Annotated in this window: 20 protein-coding genes; 14 read left to right on the top strand and 6 right to left on the bottom strand. The window is 56.1% G+C overall.

Translation table 11 applies throughout. The features are described from left to right. Window positions 1–40: 40 nt before the first annotated feature. The 4 genes from G7G_RS0112745 (at window position 41) to aspS (ending at window position 4,293) form a co-directional block, all read left to right on the top strand. Entirely contained in the window at window positions 41–1,168 is a 1,128-nt protein-coding gene (locus tag G7G_RS0112745; RefSeq protein ID WP_010441816.1) for an aminodeoxychorismate synthase component I, read from the top strand. After that, window positions 1,123–1,770 carry an aminotransferase class IV family protein gene (locus G7G_RS0112750; RefSeq protein ID WP_029621983.1) on the top strand — a complete coding sequence of 216 codons (648 nt, stop codon included), beginning with the start codon at window positions 1,123–1,125 and terminating at the stop codon, window positions 1,768–1,770. Before G7G_RS0112745 ends, G7G_RS0112750 begins: the two co-directional genes overlap by 46 nt. A 17-nt stretch (window positions 1,771–1,787) precedes the next feature. Next, the gene (locus G7G_RS0112755; protein WP_238528796.1) at window positions 1,788–2,438 is read left to right on the top strand and encodes a CPBP family intramembrane glutamic endopeptidase; all 651 of its coding nucleotides are present in this window, start codon (window positions 1,788–1,790) and stop codon (window positions 2,436–2,438) included. Window positions 2,439–2,517: 79 nt separating this feature from the next. Beyond that, complete coding sequence (gene aspS / locus G7G_RS0112760) at window positions 2,518–4,293, top strand: aspartate--tRNA ligase (protein WP_010441819.1); 1,776 nt, start codon at window positions 2,518–2,520, stop codon at window positions 4,291–4,293. A gap of 231 nt (window positions 4,294–4,524) precedes the next feature. On the opposite strand, the gene G7G_RS0112765 is transcribed toward aspS, so the two are convergent. After that, entirely contained in the window at window positions 4,525–5,241 is a 717-nt protein-coding gene (locus G7G_RS0112765) for a response regulator (protein WP_010441820.1), read from the bottom strand. Between the two features lie 135 nt (window positions 5,242–5,376). Here G7G_RS0112765 and mce point away from each other — a divergent pair, with 135 nt between their 5' ends. Further along, window positions 5,377–5,781, top strand: coding sequence for a methylmalonyl-CoA epimerase (gene mce / locus G7G_RS0112770; RefSeq protein ID WP_010441821.1), 405 nt, complete (start codon window positions 5,377–5,379; stop codon window positions 5,779–5,781). A gap of 5 nt (window positions 5,782–5,786) precedes the next feature. Then, window positions 5,787–6,062: a DUF1467 family protein gene (locus G7G_RS0112775; RefSeq protein ID WP_010441822.1), complete on the top strand. Its 276-nt coding sequence runs from the start codon at window positions 5,787–5,789 to the stop codon at window positions 6,060–6,062. 1 nt (window position 6,063) lies between these two features. Here the strand turns inward: G7G_RS0112775 and G7G_RS0112780 are convergent, their stop codons facing one another. The 3 genes from G7G_RS0112780 to G7G_RS0112790 form a co-directional block, all read right to left on the bottom strand. After that, window positions 6,064–6,762, bottom strand: coding sequence for an EI24 domain-containing protein (locus tag G7G_RS0112780; protein WP_010441823.1), 699 nt, complete (start codon window positions 6,760–6,762; stop codon window positions 6,064–6,066). Further along, entirely contained in the window at window positions 6,759–7,337 is a 579-nt protein-coding gene (locus tag G7G_RS0112785) for a nitroreductase family protein (RefSeq protein WP_010441824.1), read from the bottom strand. The genes G7G_RS0112780 and G7G_RS0112785 overlap by 4 nt, the downstream gene beginning before the upstream one ends. A gap of 137 nt (window positions 7,338–7,474) precedes the next feature. Then, window positions 7,475–7,723, bottom strand: coding sequence for a hypothetical protein (locus G7G_RS0112790; protein ID WP_010441825.1), 249 nt, complete (start codon window positions 7,721–7,723; stop codon window positions 7,475–7,477). Window positions 7,724–7,843: 120 nt separating this feature from the next. Here G7G_RS0112790 and G7G_RS0112795 point away from each other — a divergent pair, with 120 nt between their 5' ends. From G7G_RS0112795 to G7G_RS0112815, 5 genes are all read left to right on the top strand, one after another. Beyond that, window positions 7,844–8,545: a M48 family metallopeptidase gene (locus tag G7G_RS0112795; RefSeq protein WP_010441826.1), complete on the top strand. Its 702-nt coding sequence runs from the start codon at window positions 7,844–7,846 to the stop codon at window positions 8,543–8,545. Next, entirely contained in the window at window positions 8,545–8,913 is a 369-nt protein-coding gene (locus tag G7G_RS0112800) for a YigZ family protein (RefSeq protein WP_010441827.1), read from the top strand. Before G7G_RS0112795 ends, G7G_RS0112800 begins: the two co-directional genes overlap by 1 nt. Window positions 8,914–8,980: 67 nt before the next feature. Beyond that, entirely contained in the window at window positions 8,981–9,232 is a 252-nt protein-coding gene (locus G7G_RS0112805; protein ID WP_010441828.1) for a DUF6455 family protein, read from the top strand. 15 nt (window positions 9,233–9,247) lie between these two features. Continuing rightward, on the top strand, window positions 9,248–9,511 hold the full coding sequence (locus G7G_RS0112810; protein ID WP_037321510.1) for a DUF6455 family protein: 264 nt from the start codon (window positions 9,248–9,250) through the stop codon (window positions 9,509–9,511). Continuing rightward, window positions 9,504–9,773, top strand: coding sequence for a DUF6455 family protein (locus tag G7G_RS0112815; RefSeq protein WP_010441830.1), 270 nt, complete (start codon window positions 9,504–9,506; stop codon window positions 9,771–9,773). Before G7G_RS0112810 ends, G7G_RS0112815 begins: the two co-directional genes overlap by 8 nt. Before the next feature lie 3 nt (window positions 9,774–9,776). Here G7G_RS0112815 and G7G_RS0112820 read toward each other — a convergent pair whose 3' ends face one another. After that, on the bottom strand, window positions 9,777–10,019 hold the full coding sequence (locus G7G_RS0112820; RefSeq protein WP_010441831.1) for a CDGSH iron-sulfur domain-containing protein: 243 nt from the start codon (window positions 10,017–10,019) through the stop codon (window positions 9,777–9,779). A 215-nt stretch (window positions 10,020–10,234) separates the two neighbouring features. Here G7G_RS0112820 and G7G_RS0112825 point away from each other — a divergent pair, with 215 nt between their 5' ends. Together G7G_RS0112825 and G7G_RS0112830 are read left to right on the top strand one after the other, a co-directional pair. Continuing rightward, window positions 10,235–10,423 (top strand): hypothetical protein, encoded by a 189-nt coding sequence (locus G7G_RS0112825; protein ID WP_010441832.1) that lies wholly within the window; start codon window positions 10,235–10,237, stop codon window positions 10,421–10,423. 134 nt (window positions 10,424–10,557) lie between these two features. Next, window positions 10,558–10,914, top strand: a complete 357-nt coding sequence (locus tag G7G_RS0112830) for a diacylglycerol kinase (RefSeq protein ID WP_010441833.1) — start codon at window positions 10,558–10,560, stop codon at window positions 10,912–10,914. Between the two features lie 12 nt (window positions 10,915–10,926). Here the strand turns inward: G7G_RS0112830 and rimO are convergent, their stop codons facing one another. Next, window positions 10,927–12,324, bottom strand: a complete 1,398-nt coding sequence (gene rimO, locus G7G_RS0112835; RefSeq protein WP_010441834.1) for a 30S ribosomal protein S12 methylthiotransferase RimO — start codon at window positions 12,322–12,324, stop codon at window positions 10,927–10,929. 93 nt (window positions 12,325–12,417) lie between these two features. On the opposite strand from rimO, the gene G7G_RS0112840 reads away from it, so the two are divergent. Then, complete coding sequence (locus G7G_RS0112840) at window positions 12,418–14,346, top strand: AsmA family protein (RefSeq protein ID WP_010441835.1); 1,929 nt, start codon at window positions 12,418–12,420, stop codon at window positions 14,344–14,346. The last annotated feature ends 11 nt before the right edge of the window (window positions 14,347–14,357 follow it).

The following is a 14,357-nucleotide window of genomic DNA, read 5'->3' on the forward strand; positions in this document are numbered from 1 at the left end:
GGCGCGCTATTCTCTATACCGCGCAGCACGGCAAATGAGGATGCAATTGCGTATTCGTTTCGATCAAGGACCAGCCGGGCGTGGAACTCGGTTCGACAGTCCAATCCGGATCATCCGCGCGGACAACGCGGAGGAGGTGCCCCAGGCTCTGGCGGCGCTTGATCAGGTGCGCGCGGATGGGGCTTGGCTGGCAGGATACGCAAGTTACGAACTTGGCTATGTCCTGGAGCCAAGGCTCACGGATCGATTGCCAGCAGGTCGTCGCCTGCCGTTGTTGTGTTTCGGGGTGTTTGATGAACCGGATCGCGTTGGCCTGTTACAAAATATTGGGGGTATCACCGAGTTTGAACCTCGTTGGGACGAAGCGCGCTACACCCAAGCCTTTCGATTGGTGCATGACGCCATCGGTGCTGGGGACATCTATCAAGCTAATCTCACTTTCCCGATAGACCTTGAAGTGACCGGAGACAGCGCCGCGCTTTACGCTACGCTGGCGGCGGGCCAGCCTGTTGGTCATGGCGCAATGGTCCAGCAGGATGGCTTGCCCGACTTGCTGAGCCGATCTCCTGAACTGTTCTTCCGCACCGATGCCGAAGGTCGGATCGAAACGCGCCCGATGAAGGGCACCCAACCGCGCAGCGAAGACCCGGTCGAAGACGAACGCCGCCGCGTTTTCTTGTCGTCAGACGGAAAGAACCGGGCTGAGAATCTGATGATCGTTGATCTGTTACGCAACGATATCAGCCGGGTGGCTTTGGCCGGGTCGGTAAAAGTGCCCGAGCTGTTCAAGGTCGAGACCTATGCAACCGTGCACCAGATGGTCTCGCTGGTGCAGGCGCAATTGCATGTTGGCGTCGGGTTGTCGGATATTCTGACGGCCCTCTTCCCGTGCGGCTCGATCACCGGGGCACCTAAGATCAGGGCGATGGAAATCCTGTCTGATCTTGAGCCGTGGCCCCGCGATGCCTATTGCGGCACCATTGGCTGGGCAGCACCGGATGGGCGATCTGAATTCAACGTGGCCATCCGCACTCTTATGGTTGAAGACGACAAAGCGACCCTGAACGTCGGCGGTGGGCTGGTCTGGGACAGCACTGCCCCTTCAGAATATGAGGAGGCGCTATGGAAAGCCCGCTTCGCCCACCAACTGAGCCTGATTTCCGTCTGATCGAAACTCTGGCGTTCCGGCCGGGGCAAGGGTTTGTTCGTCTCGACCGCCATCTGTCCCGCATGGCCCGCACAGCTGAGAAGTTGGGGATAGCGTTTGACCGTGCCTCTGCCCATCAAACTTTGGAGAATGCATCGCGGGAAACCTCGATGCGCTGCCGCCTGACGCTGGACGCACGTGGTAATTTTGAGCTGACAATCGGGGAACTTGCAGCCAACCCATCGGTCTGGCGTGTGGGTCTGGCGGATCGGAGGTTGTCATCGTCGGATATCTGGTTGCGCCACAAAACGACCCGTCGGGCCGTATATGACAAGGCGCGGGCAGAGCTGCTGCAGGGTGTTGACGAACTGCTATTTCTCAACGAACGGGAGGAGCTTTGCGAAGGTACAATCACGAACCTGTTCCTGACCATGCCCGATGGAAGACAACTGACGCCTTCTCTGTATTGCGGTTTGCTTCCGGGTATTCTGCGAGAGGAATTGTTGGATAATAAACAAGTTAGCGAAGCTGTTCTGACCTTGACCGATCTTCAAAACGCACAATCTATCTACTTTGGAAATTCCCTGCGGGGGCTGATCCGGGCGGAGCTTGTAGCACTTTGAGCAAAAACACCGAGTGGGTGGAAACCCCAGCAACCAACCAACGCCTCAGGATCGAGTTCATACTATTCTATGTCGCCGTCCCGGTCCTGATCGCGACTTTGTTCCCGCCTAGCTGGATGTTTCCTTCTCTCTTTGCGTTTACCGGCCTCGGCATTTTGCTGCTGCAGGATACGCCCGGATTCTCTTGGGCCGAGCTTCGATATGGTTGGCGAAATTGGTCGTGGACGGAAGTCGTTGCATTTGCCCTGTTCATGGCTGCCTTCTGTTCCGCCCTAGTATTGTGGGCACGACCAGATGCAGCCTTTGCTCTGCTGCTGTATCGCCCGGAGATGCTGATATTCATTTGGATCGGCTATCCGTTGTTGTCCGCTCTGCCGCAAGAGCTGCTGTTCCGCTCTCTCTTTTTCCGGCGCTATCATTCGATCTTGCCCCAAGAGCGCGCGGCCTATCTGCTGAACGCCGGGCTGTTTTCGCTTGCGCACCTGATGTATTGGAGCTGGGTCGTCGCGATCATGACCTTCGCCGGGGGCCTTCTGTTCACCTGGGCCTATCGCAAGCGAGGGTCATTCTTCTACGCTGTTCTTCTACATGCAATTGCCGGCAATATTATCTTTGCGGCTGGGCTTGGTGTCTATTTCTACTCGGGCAACGTGCAAAGGCCGTTTTGACGGCGCGACCCGCCTTGACTTTCCTAGCCCAAAGGGGTGTATCGGCGCGACGAATTCTGCGCCCGAAGGGATATGATCCATGCACGCCTATCGCAGCCACACCTGCGCCGCTCTGACCGCCGCCAATGTCGGTGAAACCGTCCGCCTGTCCGGTTGGGTGCATCGTGTCCGAGATCACGGCGGCGTGCTGTTTATCGACCTGCGCGACCATTTCGGTGTGACTCAGGTTCTGTGCGATGGCGACAGTGCGGCATTTGCTGAGCTTGAGAAGGTGCGGTCCGAATGGTGTATCCGCATCGACGGTACTGTCAAAGCCCGCGACGCTGATCTCGTTAACCCGAAATTGCCAACAGGCGAAATCGAGGTTTACGTGCGCGAGCTGGAAGTTCTGGGCGCTGCCGATGAACTGCCGTTGATGGTGTTCGGCGATCAGGAATACCCAGAGGAAACGCGTCTGCGCTATCGTTACCTCGACTTGCGGCGCGAGGCGATGCAGCAGAACATGACCCTGCGCTCGGACGTTGTTGCATCCATGCGCCGCCGCATGTGGGATCAGGGCTTTCGTGAATATCAGACGCCGATCATTACAGCCTCGTCGCCAGAAGGCGCACGCGACTTCTTGGTGCCGTCGCGTTTGCATCCGGGCAAGTTCTACGCTCTGCCACAGGCACCGCAGCAGTTCAAACAGCTGATCATGGTGTCGGGTTTCGACAAATATTTCCAGATCGCACCCTGCTTCCGCGACGAAGACCCGCGTGCTGACCGTTCGCCGACCGATTTTTACCAGCTTGACCTCGAGATGTCGTTTGTCGAGCAGCAGGATGTGTTCGACACCATCCAGCCCGTTCTGACCGGTGTGTTCGAAGAGTTCGGCGGCGGTCGCAAGGTCGATCAGGAGTGGCCGCAAATCTCCTACAAGGACTCGGCCCTGTGGTACGGCACCGACAAGCCCGACCTACGCAATCCTATTAAAATGCAAGTGGTCTCTGACCACTTCCGCGGGTCTGGCTTCGCGATATTCGCGAAGCTGTTGGAGCAGGAAGGCACTGAAATCCGCGCCATTCCTGCACCAAGTGGTGGTAGCCGCAAGTTCTGTGACCGTATGAATGCCTTTGCCCAGAAAGAAGGTCTGCCCGGTATGGGTTACATTTTCTGGCGGGATCAGGGCGAAGGTATGGAAGCCGCAGGTCCGCTGGCCAAGAACATCGGCCCCGAACGCACCGAGGCAATCCGTCAGCAATTGGGTCTGGGCGTCGGTGATGCGGCGTTCTTCTTGGGCGGTAAACCGAAGGCCTTTGAAAAGGTCGCTGGCAAAGCGCGGGATGTGATTGGCGAAGAGCTTGGTCTGACTGAAAAAGACCGTTTTGCCTTTGCCTGGATCGTGGACTTCCCGATCTACGAGCAGGATGAAGAAACCGGCGCCATTGATTTTGAACACAACCCGTTCTCGATGCCGCAGGGCGGAATGGAAGCTTTGCAGGGCAACCCTCTGGACGTACGTGGGTATCAGTATGATCTGGCCTGCAACGGCTACGAGTTGGTGTCGGGTGCGATCCGGAACCACAAGCCCGAGATCATGTTGAAGGCCTTTGAACTGGCAGGGTACGGCGAAGACGAAGTCAAATCTCGCTTTGGCGCTTTGTTCAACGCATTCCACTACGGCGCGCCGCCGCACGGTGGCTGCGCGGCTGGTATCGACCGGATCGTGATGCTGTTGGCGGATGAGGCCAACATTCGTGAGGTCATGATGTTCCCGATGAACCAGCGCGCCGAAGATCTGATGATGGATGCTCCCTCTGATCCGACATCGGATCAGCTGATGGAGTTGGGTCTAAGGATCATTCCACAGGACTAAAGCCAACCGCTCGCCGTGTGCGGGAGGTTTTGTCTTGCTGGTGGCAAAGACCGAAACACGCAGCGATGATTGCGAGATTGGTTGCGTATTGTAGAAGTGCCTGCCACGGTTCAGTCAAACGGGCTTCCATGGTTTCGTCGCTTGCGGCGGATGGTTTTAGCGGTGATTCGTGTCCGGCGATAGAACCACACACTCAGGATCGAGGCCGTTAAGAAGTAGGCAGTCAGCACGTCAGATTGCCTCCTGGCGTTCCAGGCGGTCTTGCACAAGGCCTGCGACTCTTGCCGTCTCTGCTGTCGTCGGGGCACCTTTGGATTGCGACCGGGCAAGCTCATGCACCGCCTCTGCAAGCGTTGTGTCATTCGCATCTCGCGCAACGCTTTGCAGAAACTGCGTGGCATAGTTTAGCGTGCGTTGGTCCGTCGGCCCGGTGAGCACATCGGCGATATGGGCCATGTCGTCCTGATACGCCAACGGGTCCGGGTGAATGATATCGTCTTTGACCGTGCCGAGGTCACTGGGGCGCCGGTCTTCCGGCAAGAGCGCAAGAATTGTTTTCTGGAAATAAGCAACCGATTTGAGGGGTTTGGCCAGAAAGCCATCCGCTCCTGCACGCAGGGCAAGTGATTGGGCGTTGTCATCGCCGGACAACCCCAGAATGACGCCGATTCGGGGAACTGCATGGGTCAACTCGGCAATCAGATCTGCGCCCGAACCATCGGGAAGACCCATATCAACAATCAGGACCGAAGGTCGGTAGATCTGCAAATGCCGCCGCGCCGATTGCAGGCAATCCGCCCGCCGAATACGCGCTCCGCTGTGCAAGCACATCAAGCGTATCGCGTCGCAAGCATAGCGGCTGTCTTCGACCACTAGGATGGTTTGGCCCAATAGTGGCCGAATCTTGGTTGGCAACGCCGGAGAAGCGAAAGGTTCCGAATCGTCCATGGCAGAACTCCTGATTAGCAGATATCTCACGCTAGGAACTTCTGGCTAATACAGGGTTAACGCGCGTTTTAGCGCACTTGCCCTTTAGCCGGACAACCCCCATAACCGCCGCAGCGCAGAATGAAGGAGAGTCCAATGATCGGTCGCCTGAACCACGTTGCCATCGCTGTTCCCGACCTCGAGGCTGCCTCGGCCCAGTATCGCAATGCGCTGGGTGCGAAGGTCGGCGCACCTCAAGATGAACCAGATCATGGGGTCACAGTGGTGTTCATCGAATTGCCCAACACCAAGATTGAACTCTTGTATCCATTGGGTGAGAACAGCCCTATCAATGGGTTTTTGGAAAAGAACCCTTCAGGTGGTATCCATCATGTCTGCTACGAGGTCGAAGACATTATCGCGGCCCGCGATCATCTGAAAGAGACAGGGGCGCGGGTTTTAGGCTCGGGTGAGCCCAAAATCGGTGCCCACGGCAAACCAGTTCTTTTCCTGCATCCAAAAGACTTCAACGGCTGCCTGGTCGAGCTGGAACAGGTTTAACGCCTATGACCATCACCGCAGCTTTTGTTCTATTCGCAGTCATCTGGTTTATGACCCTGCTTGTGGTCCTGCCGGTTCGCATCAAAACACAGGGTGATCTGGGCGATATTGTTCCGGGAACCCATGCCGGTGCGCCAGAAGTTCATCACATGAAGAAGAAGCTGTGGATCACGACCGGGATATCAGTGGTTCTGTGGGCGATCATTGCAGGCATCATCATATCAGGACTGATCAGCGTAAGGGATTTTGATTGGCTGAACCAACTGGAACCACGCGGCTAAATTAGCGTCGGTCATCCGATAAGCCGTGGTAGATATGGGTGAAGGTCGCCGCGCCAAGTATCGGGATCAGCAGATTGACCAGCGGAACCGAGAGCGGAACTGCCATAAGGACGCCTGCGACCCAAATCGTTGTTGCATGTTTTGCCCGCAGTTTCCGTGCACCTTCGCGCCCCAGTCGACGCATGGCGGCCAATGTGAAATACTCTCGCCCCAATAGAAACCCGTTCATGCCCCAGAAAATGAACAACGCAAATGGGGTGAAGAATGCATAGAGTATCAGCGCCAGCAGGTTGGCGACGATCAAAACCCCCAAAAAGCTGAGCGTATCCCGCAGGGCGTCGCCGAATGGGATGCGAGTGGCAGGAGGTAGAGTGGGATAGTGCTTGTCCTCAACCGCCTGCGCGACCTCATCCAGAAACATCGAGGTAATGGCCGAGGCGACGGGGACCATCAGGAATACCGATAACACCATCATCAACAAGAACGAGGAGACACTGAGCAGATCGTTCAGCCATGTCACCTCACCCAATACCGGCAGGGTGGTCTGATCGCCGACCAGTGCGTTTATCAGCCACAAAAAGCCGGCATAGGCAGCCACCAACAGCGCGAAGGTCAGGCCAACACCCAACAGAAGAACCTTGCGGAATCTTGGGTCGCCGATCTGGCCCAGAGCCTGCAGAAATGACTGAACGATGATCATTCTGAGACCCATTGCGTCAGTGTAGTTACATCCGGGCGTGGTCGCTCGGGTGGGGCAGTCCCTTCGGTGGCGATGTGGATGAAGCCCGCTATTTTCTCATTTTTGGACAACCCCAGTCCTTGCTCGCAAAAGCTGCGGTTATGGGACTGCCAGCCTGAAAGCCAGTTCGCGCCCCAACCCGCAGCCAATGCCGCGTTTAACAATGCCAGACAAACGGCACCTGCCGAATAGGTCTGTTCGATTGCCGGGATCTTTTCGGAAGGTTTCTGCACTTCGATGACGGCTACGGCCAGATGGCCCATGTCGAACTGGCTGCGTGCCTTGGCGATATCTTCGGCGCTTTTGCCCATGGCCAGACCGCAGGTTTCGGTCAGCGCCGCAAGACGTTGCATGGCCCCATGTTCGATAACGACAAAGCGCCAGGGCTCAAGCTTTCCGTGGTCGGGACTGCGCGCGGCAGCGATGAGCAAAGGCATCAACTCTTCCCGCGTCGGGGCTGGTGCCACAAGCGTCTTAGCTGGGCGCGATCGGCGCACCTGCAGAAAATCCAACGCAGCTTGGTTTTTCAGGGACATATGTTAACTTCCTTCACATGGGCAGTGCTTATGTCGGAGGCATGCCATCTTCTTTCAAGGGCAAGTTGCCCCCTAAAAGGTGACTAATTCAATCGGAAAAGCGGCCTGAAATCAGATAAAGAGACGGAAGGGAACCGCTATTTCATGAAATCGTCGCTCTCACGAATCTGATAGACGCCTTCGGGCAAATCCAAAGCAGCCGCCAGATCGCGTACCTGCTCAGGTGACAGGGTGATTTTTTGGATCTGATCAGTTCGGGGGTCCAACTGCTCAAGCGTGACGCACTCGGCAAAGTTGTTGATGACGACGTCCTCTTGCAAAGGTTTGGCACCTTCGTCCACCAGAGTAATGACCGTCGAGTCGAATTCGTGTTCAATTGAAAACATACCGGTACAGTGCCTAGGCAGAGATCGCAATGCAACCCGTTGCAGCGGCATTCGGCAGTAGCCCAGGCAAGTTGGGCGCGTTATGCTTGTCTGCCGACAGGTTGACTGAAAGGAATAGGAATGCGCGGTTTTGCCTTGTCGCTGGTTTTGCTGTTGGCGGCTTGCGGCTCTTCGTCCGTAATCGCGATTCCGGCAGCGGAATGGCAACCCTCATCACCGGCTCTTCGCGAGAAGGCACGGGAATTCGAGCAGGTCAGCCGCGCGGTTGCAGCGTCGGCTGAAAAGGAATGCCGCCGCCAGGCACGTTCTGCCAATTGTGATTTTGCCATTCTGGTTGATCTGTCATCAAGAGCGCCAGCAAATGCATTCCAGACGCTGGACGAGGACGGGCGACCGTTGATCATATTCACGCGGCCGATGATTGATTCAACAGAGAATGCCGAAGAGATGGCTTTTGTCATGGGGCATGAAGCAGCCCATCACATTCTGGGTCACATCGCCCGACAAACGAAAAATGCCAAGGAGAGCGCGCGCATTTTTGGCGAACTCGCCCGCAAGCAAGGTGCAGATGATGCGGGAATTGAGCGTGCACAGGCTCTGGGTGCCGAGGTCGGGGTGCAGAACTATACGCGCGTGTTCGAGCTTGAGGCGGATCGTTTGGGGACAAAAATCACCCATGCGGCAGGATATGATCCAATGGTTGGAATGGTCTTTTTCCAGCGAATTCCAGATCCGAGTGACCGTTTCCTGGCGACACACCCGCCAAATGCTGAACGGGTCGAGGCGGTTCTGCAAACGGCCCGCCAGTTGGGATTGCGATAATGATTCATTTAGACCGATTGGGCGTGGTGCTCAGCGATCGCGGGTCGAAATATGCAGTTACCGGTGCAAAGGTTACCAGCCGTTCCGACGTTGATGCAGCGCTAGCAGAGCTTAAATCAGACAAGGCTTATGCAAAGGCAACGCACAACACTTGGGCCGCGATGTTGCCAACCGGAGCGCTTAAGGCCGACGATGGAGAATCCGGTGCCGCGATGGTCATTTTGCGGATGATGGAGCGCGCGGATCTTTCGGATCACGTCATAATCGTGACGCGTTGGTATGGCGGCAAGAAACTGGGTGGAGACAGGTTCCGCCGGGTACAAGATGCCACCCGAGTGTATCTGGACCAGTTAGAAGCCGGGAATTGACCTGAGTCAAAGGCATCGTTTGATGCATGGGCTACCTTTTCTTCAGCGAGCAAAGAAAGGGAAACGCATGTCTGACCGCGCAACGCTGCGACATCACGCAGGTCTGATGGATGAGATGGCTACAACGCTCGGGGTTGATCTGCAGGAGGCCGCGATTGACGGTGCCTTGCGATTTGATGAAATCTCGGACGCAGTACTGCGCTGTGCCCAATGCCCAAATCCGGGGCATTGCGCGGCCCTTTTGGACCAGGGCACCGACTTGGGCAGTGCACCGGAATACTGCCGTAACCAGGAATTGTTGAACAGGCTAGCGCCATAAAGGAGGAGCATGTTCATGCCGCAACTTGGGCGGATTATGCCGCATTTCCATCTAGTTCAGAGAATGGCGCGGGCAATTGGCGCAGATGTTGTGGCGGCACATCGGAATGGGCGTCTGGAGCAGCAAGACTGGGCTCAGATGATCCACGCATGCCGTGGTTGCGAATGGGCGCACGCCTGTACTGACTGGTTGCATAAGAACGAAAATGTAGAGAAGGCACCAGTCGCCTGCCCAAATCGGGCAATGTTTGCGGCCATTAAGGTAGGAAGCAATGGTTGAGCACGATCCTCGAACCCGACTGGGTGAGATCGAAAAACACTTTTGGCTGACACGATCGGTGGCGCGTTGCATGGGGATATCCCTGACCGAAGGAATGGCCGAGGGAAGGATCACGCCTCAAGAATACGCCCTGATGGTGACCCGTTGCCGTAGTGCTGGATGTAGCGAGCAATGCCAGTTTTGGCTCGCTGATCAGCAGGAAAAAGCATCCGCTGCACCGCAGTTTTGCGCCAATGCCAGTGCTCTGAACGATCTGGCCTGACCGTCAGAGCTTATTGTGCGTCCCGTCGCATAACGGCGGATTGGCGCAGTGCTTACAGCCACAAAAGAACACCTTCTTGCTGGCCTCAGCCGTGTATTTTACTGGTTCGAACGACGTGTCTTTGTGCGAACCGTCGCAAAATGGTTGCCGCTTGGACTTGCCACAGGCACACCAGAAATAGGTTTTTCCTTCGGTCACTTCGACCGGATAGGGCGATTTCTGGGCGATGATCGGGGCGTCTGACATGTGGCTACTCCGTCTTTAGCTAACGTCGAAGTCAGAGTTTAGGGTTCTTTGTCAAAAAAGGTAGTCTGCGAATGAAAACCCGCCTTCCAGCATGGATTCGCCTTAATTCACGAAAGCGTTATCGATTCGGTTGCCATATGAAATTCTTGGTCCTATTCTGATACCGGCCCCGAAAAACTGGGCAATATCAGAAAAGTAATAGAGGATTGATGGACATGAAACTGAAATTTGCTGCTATCTGCGCCACGGCCGTTGTACTGACTGCGTGCTCGCAGCAAGAGGAACCGACCCCGGTCTATATCCAACCCGACTATGACAAGTATGGCACGCCCAGCTGTTCGGCAGGCTACGAACTGGCCACGACCGAGGCGGGTCAGACCGTGTGTAATCCGGTCACGCAATAAGCGTTTCGCAGGCGGTCCATATATTCGGACCGCCTGCACATTCAAGCCGCTGCCGCCGCCGAAAGGCGGTTTTTTCTTGCCTTTCTGCCGCAGGTCGCGAACGTCAGTTCAGGTGGAATTGATCGGAAAGGCCTATGCGAAAATTATTTGATCACCTGAAAGATCGCACTCGCTGGAGTTGGCAGGGCCTATCAGCTACTTGGCGCGAAGAATATTCGTTTCGGGCTTGGGGCTGGGCAAATCTTGTTTCAGGCGCTTTGGCATTCCTACTTCCGCTCGATTCCGCTGAAAAAGCGTTGATCCTTGCGCTCGGGATACTGGTATTGGTGGCTGAACTGTTCAATACAGCCATCGAACGAGCAGTCGATCATACCTCGACCGACCACCATGTGCTGGCGGGGCAGGCCAAGGACGCGGCAAGTGCAGCAGTGGCACTTACTGCTGTTGCCGCTGGTGTTGCTTGGGTCGTGATTCTGTTTGGGCTGTTGTAGTCCGGGTCCCGGTCACACCGACGAACACAAACGTCCCCAAAGATCGTATTCTCCGGCCTCGTCAACCTCGACAGTGACGATATCGCCCGGATTCAGGTTTTCGAAGCCCTCATCGATAAACAGATTTCCGTCGATCTCGGGCGCGTCGGACTTGGTGCGGCAGGTCGCGGCTTCATCATCGATGTCATCTACAATGACCTCGATCGTTTGCCCGACTTTAGCCATCAGCTTAGCCTCAGAAATGGCTAGCGCCTTCTCCATAAAGCGTTCCCACCGATCTTGTTTCACGTCAGCTGGAACATGATCTGGCAGGTCGTTTGAACGTGCGCCATCTACATTTTCGTATTGGAAGCAACCGACACGATCCAATTGCGCTTCGTCCATCCAGTCGAGCAATGTTTGGAATTCGTCTTCGGTTTCTCCAGGATATCCGACAATGAATGTCGAGCGAAGGGTGATATCGGGGCAGGTCTCGCGCCATGCCGTGATCTCTTCCAGAGTTTTTGCCCCTGCGGCCGGCCGGGCCATGCGCTTCAACACGTCCGGGTGCGCGTGCTGGAACGGGATGTCTAGATAGGGCAGCACGCTACAGCCCGCATCCGCCATAAGCGGAATCAGATCGCGCACATGGGGGTAGGGGTAGACATAGTGCAACCGCACCCAAGCATCGAATTGGCCCAGCTCACGCGCCAGATCAGTGATATGGCTGCGCACCTCGCGATCTTTCCACGGATTCAGATCATATTTGCGGTCCAAGCCATAGGCCGAGGTATCCTGCGAGATCACCAGCAATTCGCGCACGCCATTATCGACCAGCTTCTCGGCCTCGCGGAGCACAGCATGCGCTGGGCGGCTGGCCAGCTTTCCGCGCATGTCCGGGATGATGCAAAACTTGCACTTATGATTACAACCCTCGGAAATCTTGAGGTAACTGTAGTGGCGCGGCGTCAGCTTCACGCCCGAAGCCGGAAGCAGATCGACATAGGGGTTCGGATCCGGGGGAACCGCGGCATGAACCGCATCCAGTACCTGTTCGTATTGATGCGGTCCGGTCACCGCCAGAATACGTGGGTGATGCTCGCGGATATAATCGGGTTCGGCGCCCAGACAGCCGGTTACGATGACTTTGCCATTTTCGACCAGCGCCTCGCCGATGGCATCCAGAGACTCGGCCTTAGCGCTATCCAAGAAACCGCAGGTGTTCACAATTACGGCATCGGCTCCGGCATAGTCCGGCGAGATACCGTAGCCTTCGGCACGCAAACGGGTCAGAATACGTTCGCTATCAACCAGCGCTTTAGGACAGCCCAGCGACACCATTCCAAGTGTTGGCTGACCGCGGCGGGGTGTCTCGGCGATGCGGGCCCCTGGGGCCAGATCGGGGCGGAGGTTCGGTGGGTTCGTGCTCATGGCCGGGCATATAGAGGGGAATGCTTCCCCTTGCAAATCCTGCCCACACAGGGCTGACTTGTACCAGAGCAGATAAGCCGGAAAGGCAAACTCATGAAGTGGCTCATTCGTATTCTCTTTCTTGTGGTTGCGGCCTTCGGGCTGGTGATTGGTGCCTTGCTGCTGATGCCAGGAGACAAACTTGCCACGATCCTGGCTGAGCAGGTCAAGGCACAAACTGGTCGCGAATTAAAACTGTCTGGGGATGTCAAACTATCCTTCTGGCCCGTTTTGGGCATGGAAACCGGTCGCGTTACCTTTGGCAACGCGCCCTGGGCCGGGTCGGAGCCGATGCTGAGCGCTCAAAGTCTGGCTGTAGGGGTCGATGCCTCGGCGCTGCTCTCGGGTGATATCCGGATCAAGAGGGTGCTTGCCGATCATCCAACACTGCGTTTGGAACGTTCGGAGGATCGCGGGAATTGGGAGTTGCACCAACCCGGAAATTCATCTGACACCGGTGCGTCGGCGCAAGCGGTTGAGAGTCGGCCGGTGACTCTGGAACAGTTGGAACTGCAGAACGCGCGGTTGATCTACATTGAGAATGGCGCGGTCAGCATGGAGTTCGCCGATGTTGATCTTTCTGCCCGTTGGCCCGACGTGACTGCCCCGATGGAAATGCAGGCCAGCATGCCCGTGCCCGGAGGCAACGTTAAGGTTAACCTGAACATTCCTGACCTGCCTGCGTTCTCGAGCGGGGTGGTGACCCCGTTGGAACTAAGTCTGACTGCACCCGGTGGAGGGATTCAGTTTTCCGGCCGGGTGAATCTGGCCGGAGAAATGGACGGCAAGACTACTGTCACCGCAAAAAATACACACAAGATGTTGGCTGCATTTGGTCAGGGAGGTGTCACCGTTCCCGAAGGCTTGGGCCGGGTTGCGAATGTATCCGGGCAGATGACCTATACCCGAGACGGGCGGATTTCACTGCGGAAAATGGTTGCTGTCCTCGACAATAATCGGCTTGAGGGTGAAGCGGATATTCAGATCTCTGATCCGCCAAAAATCACGGCGCGCCTGAAAGCGGGCGATCTCGATTTGTCCAATGTAAGTGGGGATGACGTATCAAGCAGCGGGTCCGAGGCTGACGGGTGGTCCAAAGCCACAATAGATGCGTCATCGCTGGCACTCGCAAACGGGACGATCCGACTGCAAGCGAACTCGATTTCGTTGCCAGGCATGCGCTTTGGCAAAAGTGATCTGACGCTCAACCTTGATCGTTCGAGAGCGGTGTTGAAAATGCATCCCGCGTCGCTTTTTTCAGGGCATCTGAATGGCCAAGTGGTTGCCAATAATCGCAATGGTCTGTCGGTCGGTGGAAATCTGACGGCCGATAATATCGATATCAATGAAGCCCTTGTAACGCTTGGGGATATCAAGCGCCTGTCGGGAACCGGGTCAGGACATCTAGAGTTTCTGGGTGTGGGGCAGAATGAAGATCAGATCATGCGTTCGCTGAGCGGCAAAGGGAATATTGAAGTCGGGAAAGGGGTCATTTCCGGGGTGGATCTGGACCGCCTTATGGGGCGCGGAGGGGGTTCAGGCGGCACAACGGTTTTCAATAGCCTCACTGCCAGCTTCACGATGAAAGATGGTGATCTGAACAACGACGACTTATTGATGAAACTGGACAATTTTCGAGCGGACGGCACGGGCCGAATTGGTCTTGGTGCCCGCGATATCGACTATCTGTTTACGCCGGTGGCTTTACGCGCCAATGCAGGCGAGGGGATATCGGTACCCGTTCGAATCGTGGGGCCATGGAGTGGCCCGTCGATCAAGCCGGACCTCACCAAAGTGATTGAGGCTGCCGCAGAGGGCAAAGTCAAAGCGTTGGAAGATGACGCCAAGCAAAAGGTATTGGAAAAGGTCGGGAAGGAACTTGATACCACAGTAACGGACACCGGTCAGATCGAGGATGCCCTTAAAGACAAGCTGGAGGACGAGGCCAAGAAAAGCCTTCTCAAACTGCTGGGTGGGGATTGAGTGCACCGATC

This window comes from Ruegeria conchae (genome assembly GCF_000192475.1).
Taxonomy (GTDB): Bacteria; Pseudomonadota; Alphaproteobacteria; order Rhodobacterales; family Rhodobacteraceae; genus Ruegeria; species Ruegeria conchae.

What these genes read in the sequence shown, in the direction of transcription:
- G7G_RS0112745 (WP_010441816.1), top strand. Translation starts at nt 41, where the DNA reads ATGCAATTGCGTATTCGTTTCGATCAAGGACCAGCCGGGCGTGGAACT.
- G7G_RS0112750 (WP_029621983.1), top strand. Translation starts at nt 1,123, where the DNA reads ATGGAAAGCCCGCTTCGCCCACCAACTGAGCCTGATTTCCGTCTGATC.
- aspS (WP_010441819.1), top strand. Translation starts at nt 2,518, where the DNA reads ATGCACGCCTATCGCAGCCACACCTGCGCCGCTCTGACCGCCGCCAAT.
- G7G_RS0112765 (WP_010441820.1), bottom strand. Translation starts at nt 5,241, where the DNA reads ATGGACGATTCGGAACCTTTCGCTTCTCCGGCGTTGCCAACCAAGATT.
- mce (WP_010441821.1), top strand. Translation starts at nt 5,377, where the DNA reads ATGATCGGTCGCCTGAACCACGTTGCCATCGCTGTTCCCGACCTCGAG.
- G7G_RS0112775 (WP_010441822.1), top strand. Translation starts at nt 5,787, where the DNA reads ATGACCATCACCGCAGCTTTTGTTCTATTCGCAGTCATCTGGTTTATG.
- G7G_RS0112780 (WP_010441823.1), bottom strand. Translation starts at nt 6,762, where the DNA reads ATGATCATCGTTCAGTCATTTCTGCAGGCTCTGGGCCAGATCGGCGAC.
- G7G_RS0112785 (WP_010441824.1), bottom strand. Translation starts at nt 7,337, where the DNA reads ATGTCCCTGAAAAACCAAGCTGCGTTGGATTTTCTGCAGGTGCGCCGA.
- G7G_RS0112790 (WP_010441825.1), bottom strand. Translation starts at nt 7,723, where the DNA reads ATGTTTTCAATTGAACACGAATTCGACTCGACGGTCATTACTCTGGTG.
- G7G_RS0112795 (WP_010441826.1), top strand. Translation starts at nt 7,844, where the DNA reads ATGCGCGGTTTTGCCTTGTCGCTGGTTTTGCTGTTGGCGGCTTGCGGC.
- G7G_RS0112800 (WP_010441827.1), top strand. Translation starts at nt 8,545, where the DNA reads ATGATTCATTTAGACCGATTGGGCGTGGTGCTCAGCGATCGCGGGTCG.
- G7G_RS0112805 (WP_010441828.1), top strand. Translation starts at nt 8,981, where the DNA reads ATGTCTGACCGCGCAACGCTGCGACATCACGCAGGTCTGATGGATGAG.
- G7G_RS0112810 (WP_037321510.1), top strand. Translation starts at nt 9,248, where the DNA reads ATGCCGCAACTTGGGCGGATTATGCCGCATTTCCATCTAGTTCAGAGA.
- G7G_RS0112815 (WP_010441830.1), top strand. Translation starts at nt 9,504, where the DNA reads ATGGTTGAGCACGATCCTCGAACCCGACTGGGTGAGATCGAAAAACAC.
- G7G_RS0112820 (WP_010441831.1), bottom strand. Translation starts at nt 10,019, where the DNA reads ATGTCAGACGCCCCGATCATCGCCCAGAAATCGCCCTATCCGGTCGAA.
- G7G_RS0112825 (WP_010441832.1), top strand. Translation starts at nt 10,235, where the DNA reads ATGAAACTGAAATTTGCTGCTATCTGCGCCACGGCCGTTGTACTGACT.
- G7G_RS0112830 (WP_010441833.1), top strand. Translation starts at nt 10,558, where the DNA reads ATGCGAAAATTATTTGATCACCTGAAAGATCGCACTCGCTGGAGTTGG.
- rimO (WP_010441834.1), bottom strand. Translation starts at nt 12,324, where the DNA reads ATGAGCACGAACCCACCGAACCTCCGCCCCGATCTGGCCCCAGGGGCC.
- G7G_RS0112840 (WP_010441835.1), top strand. Translation starts at nt 12,418, where the DNA reads ATGAAGTGGCTCATTCGTATTCTCTTTCTTGTGGTTGCGGCCTTCGGG.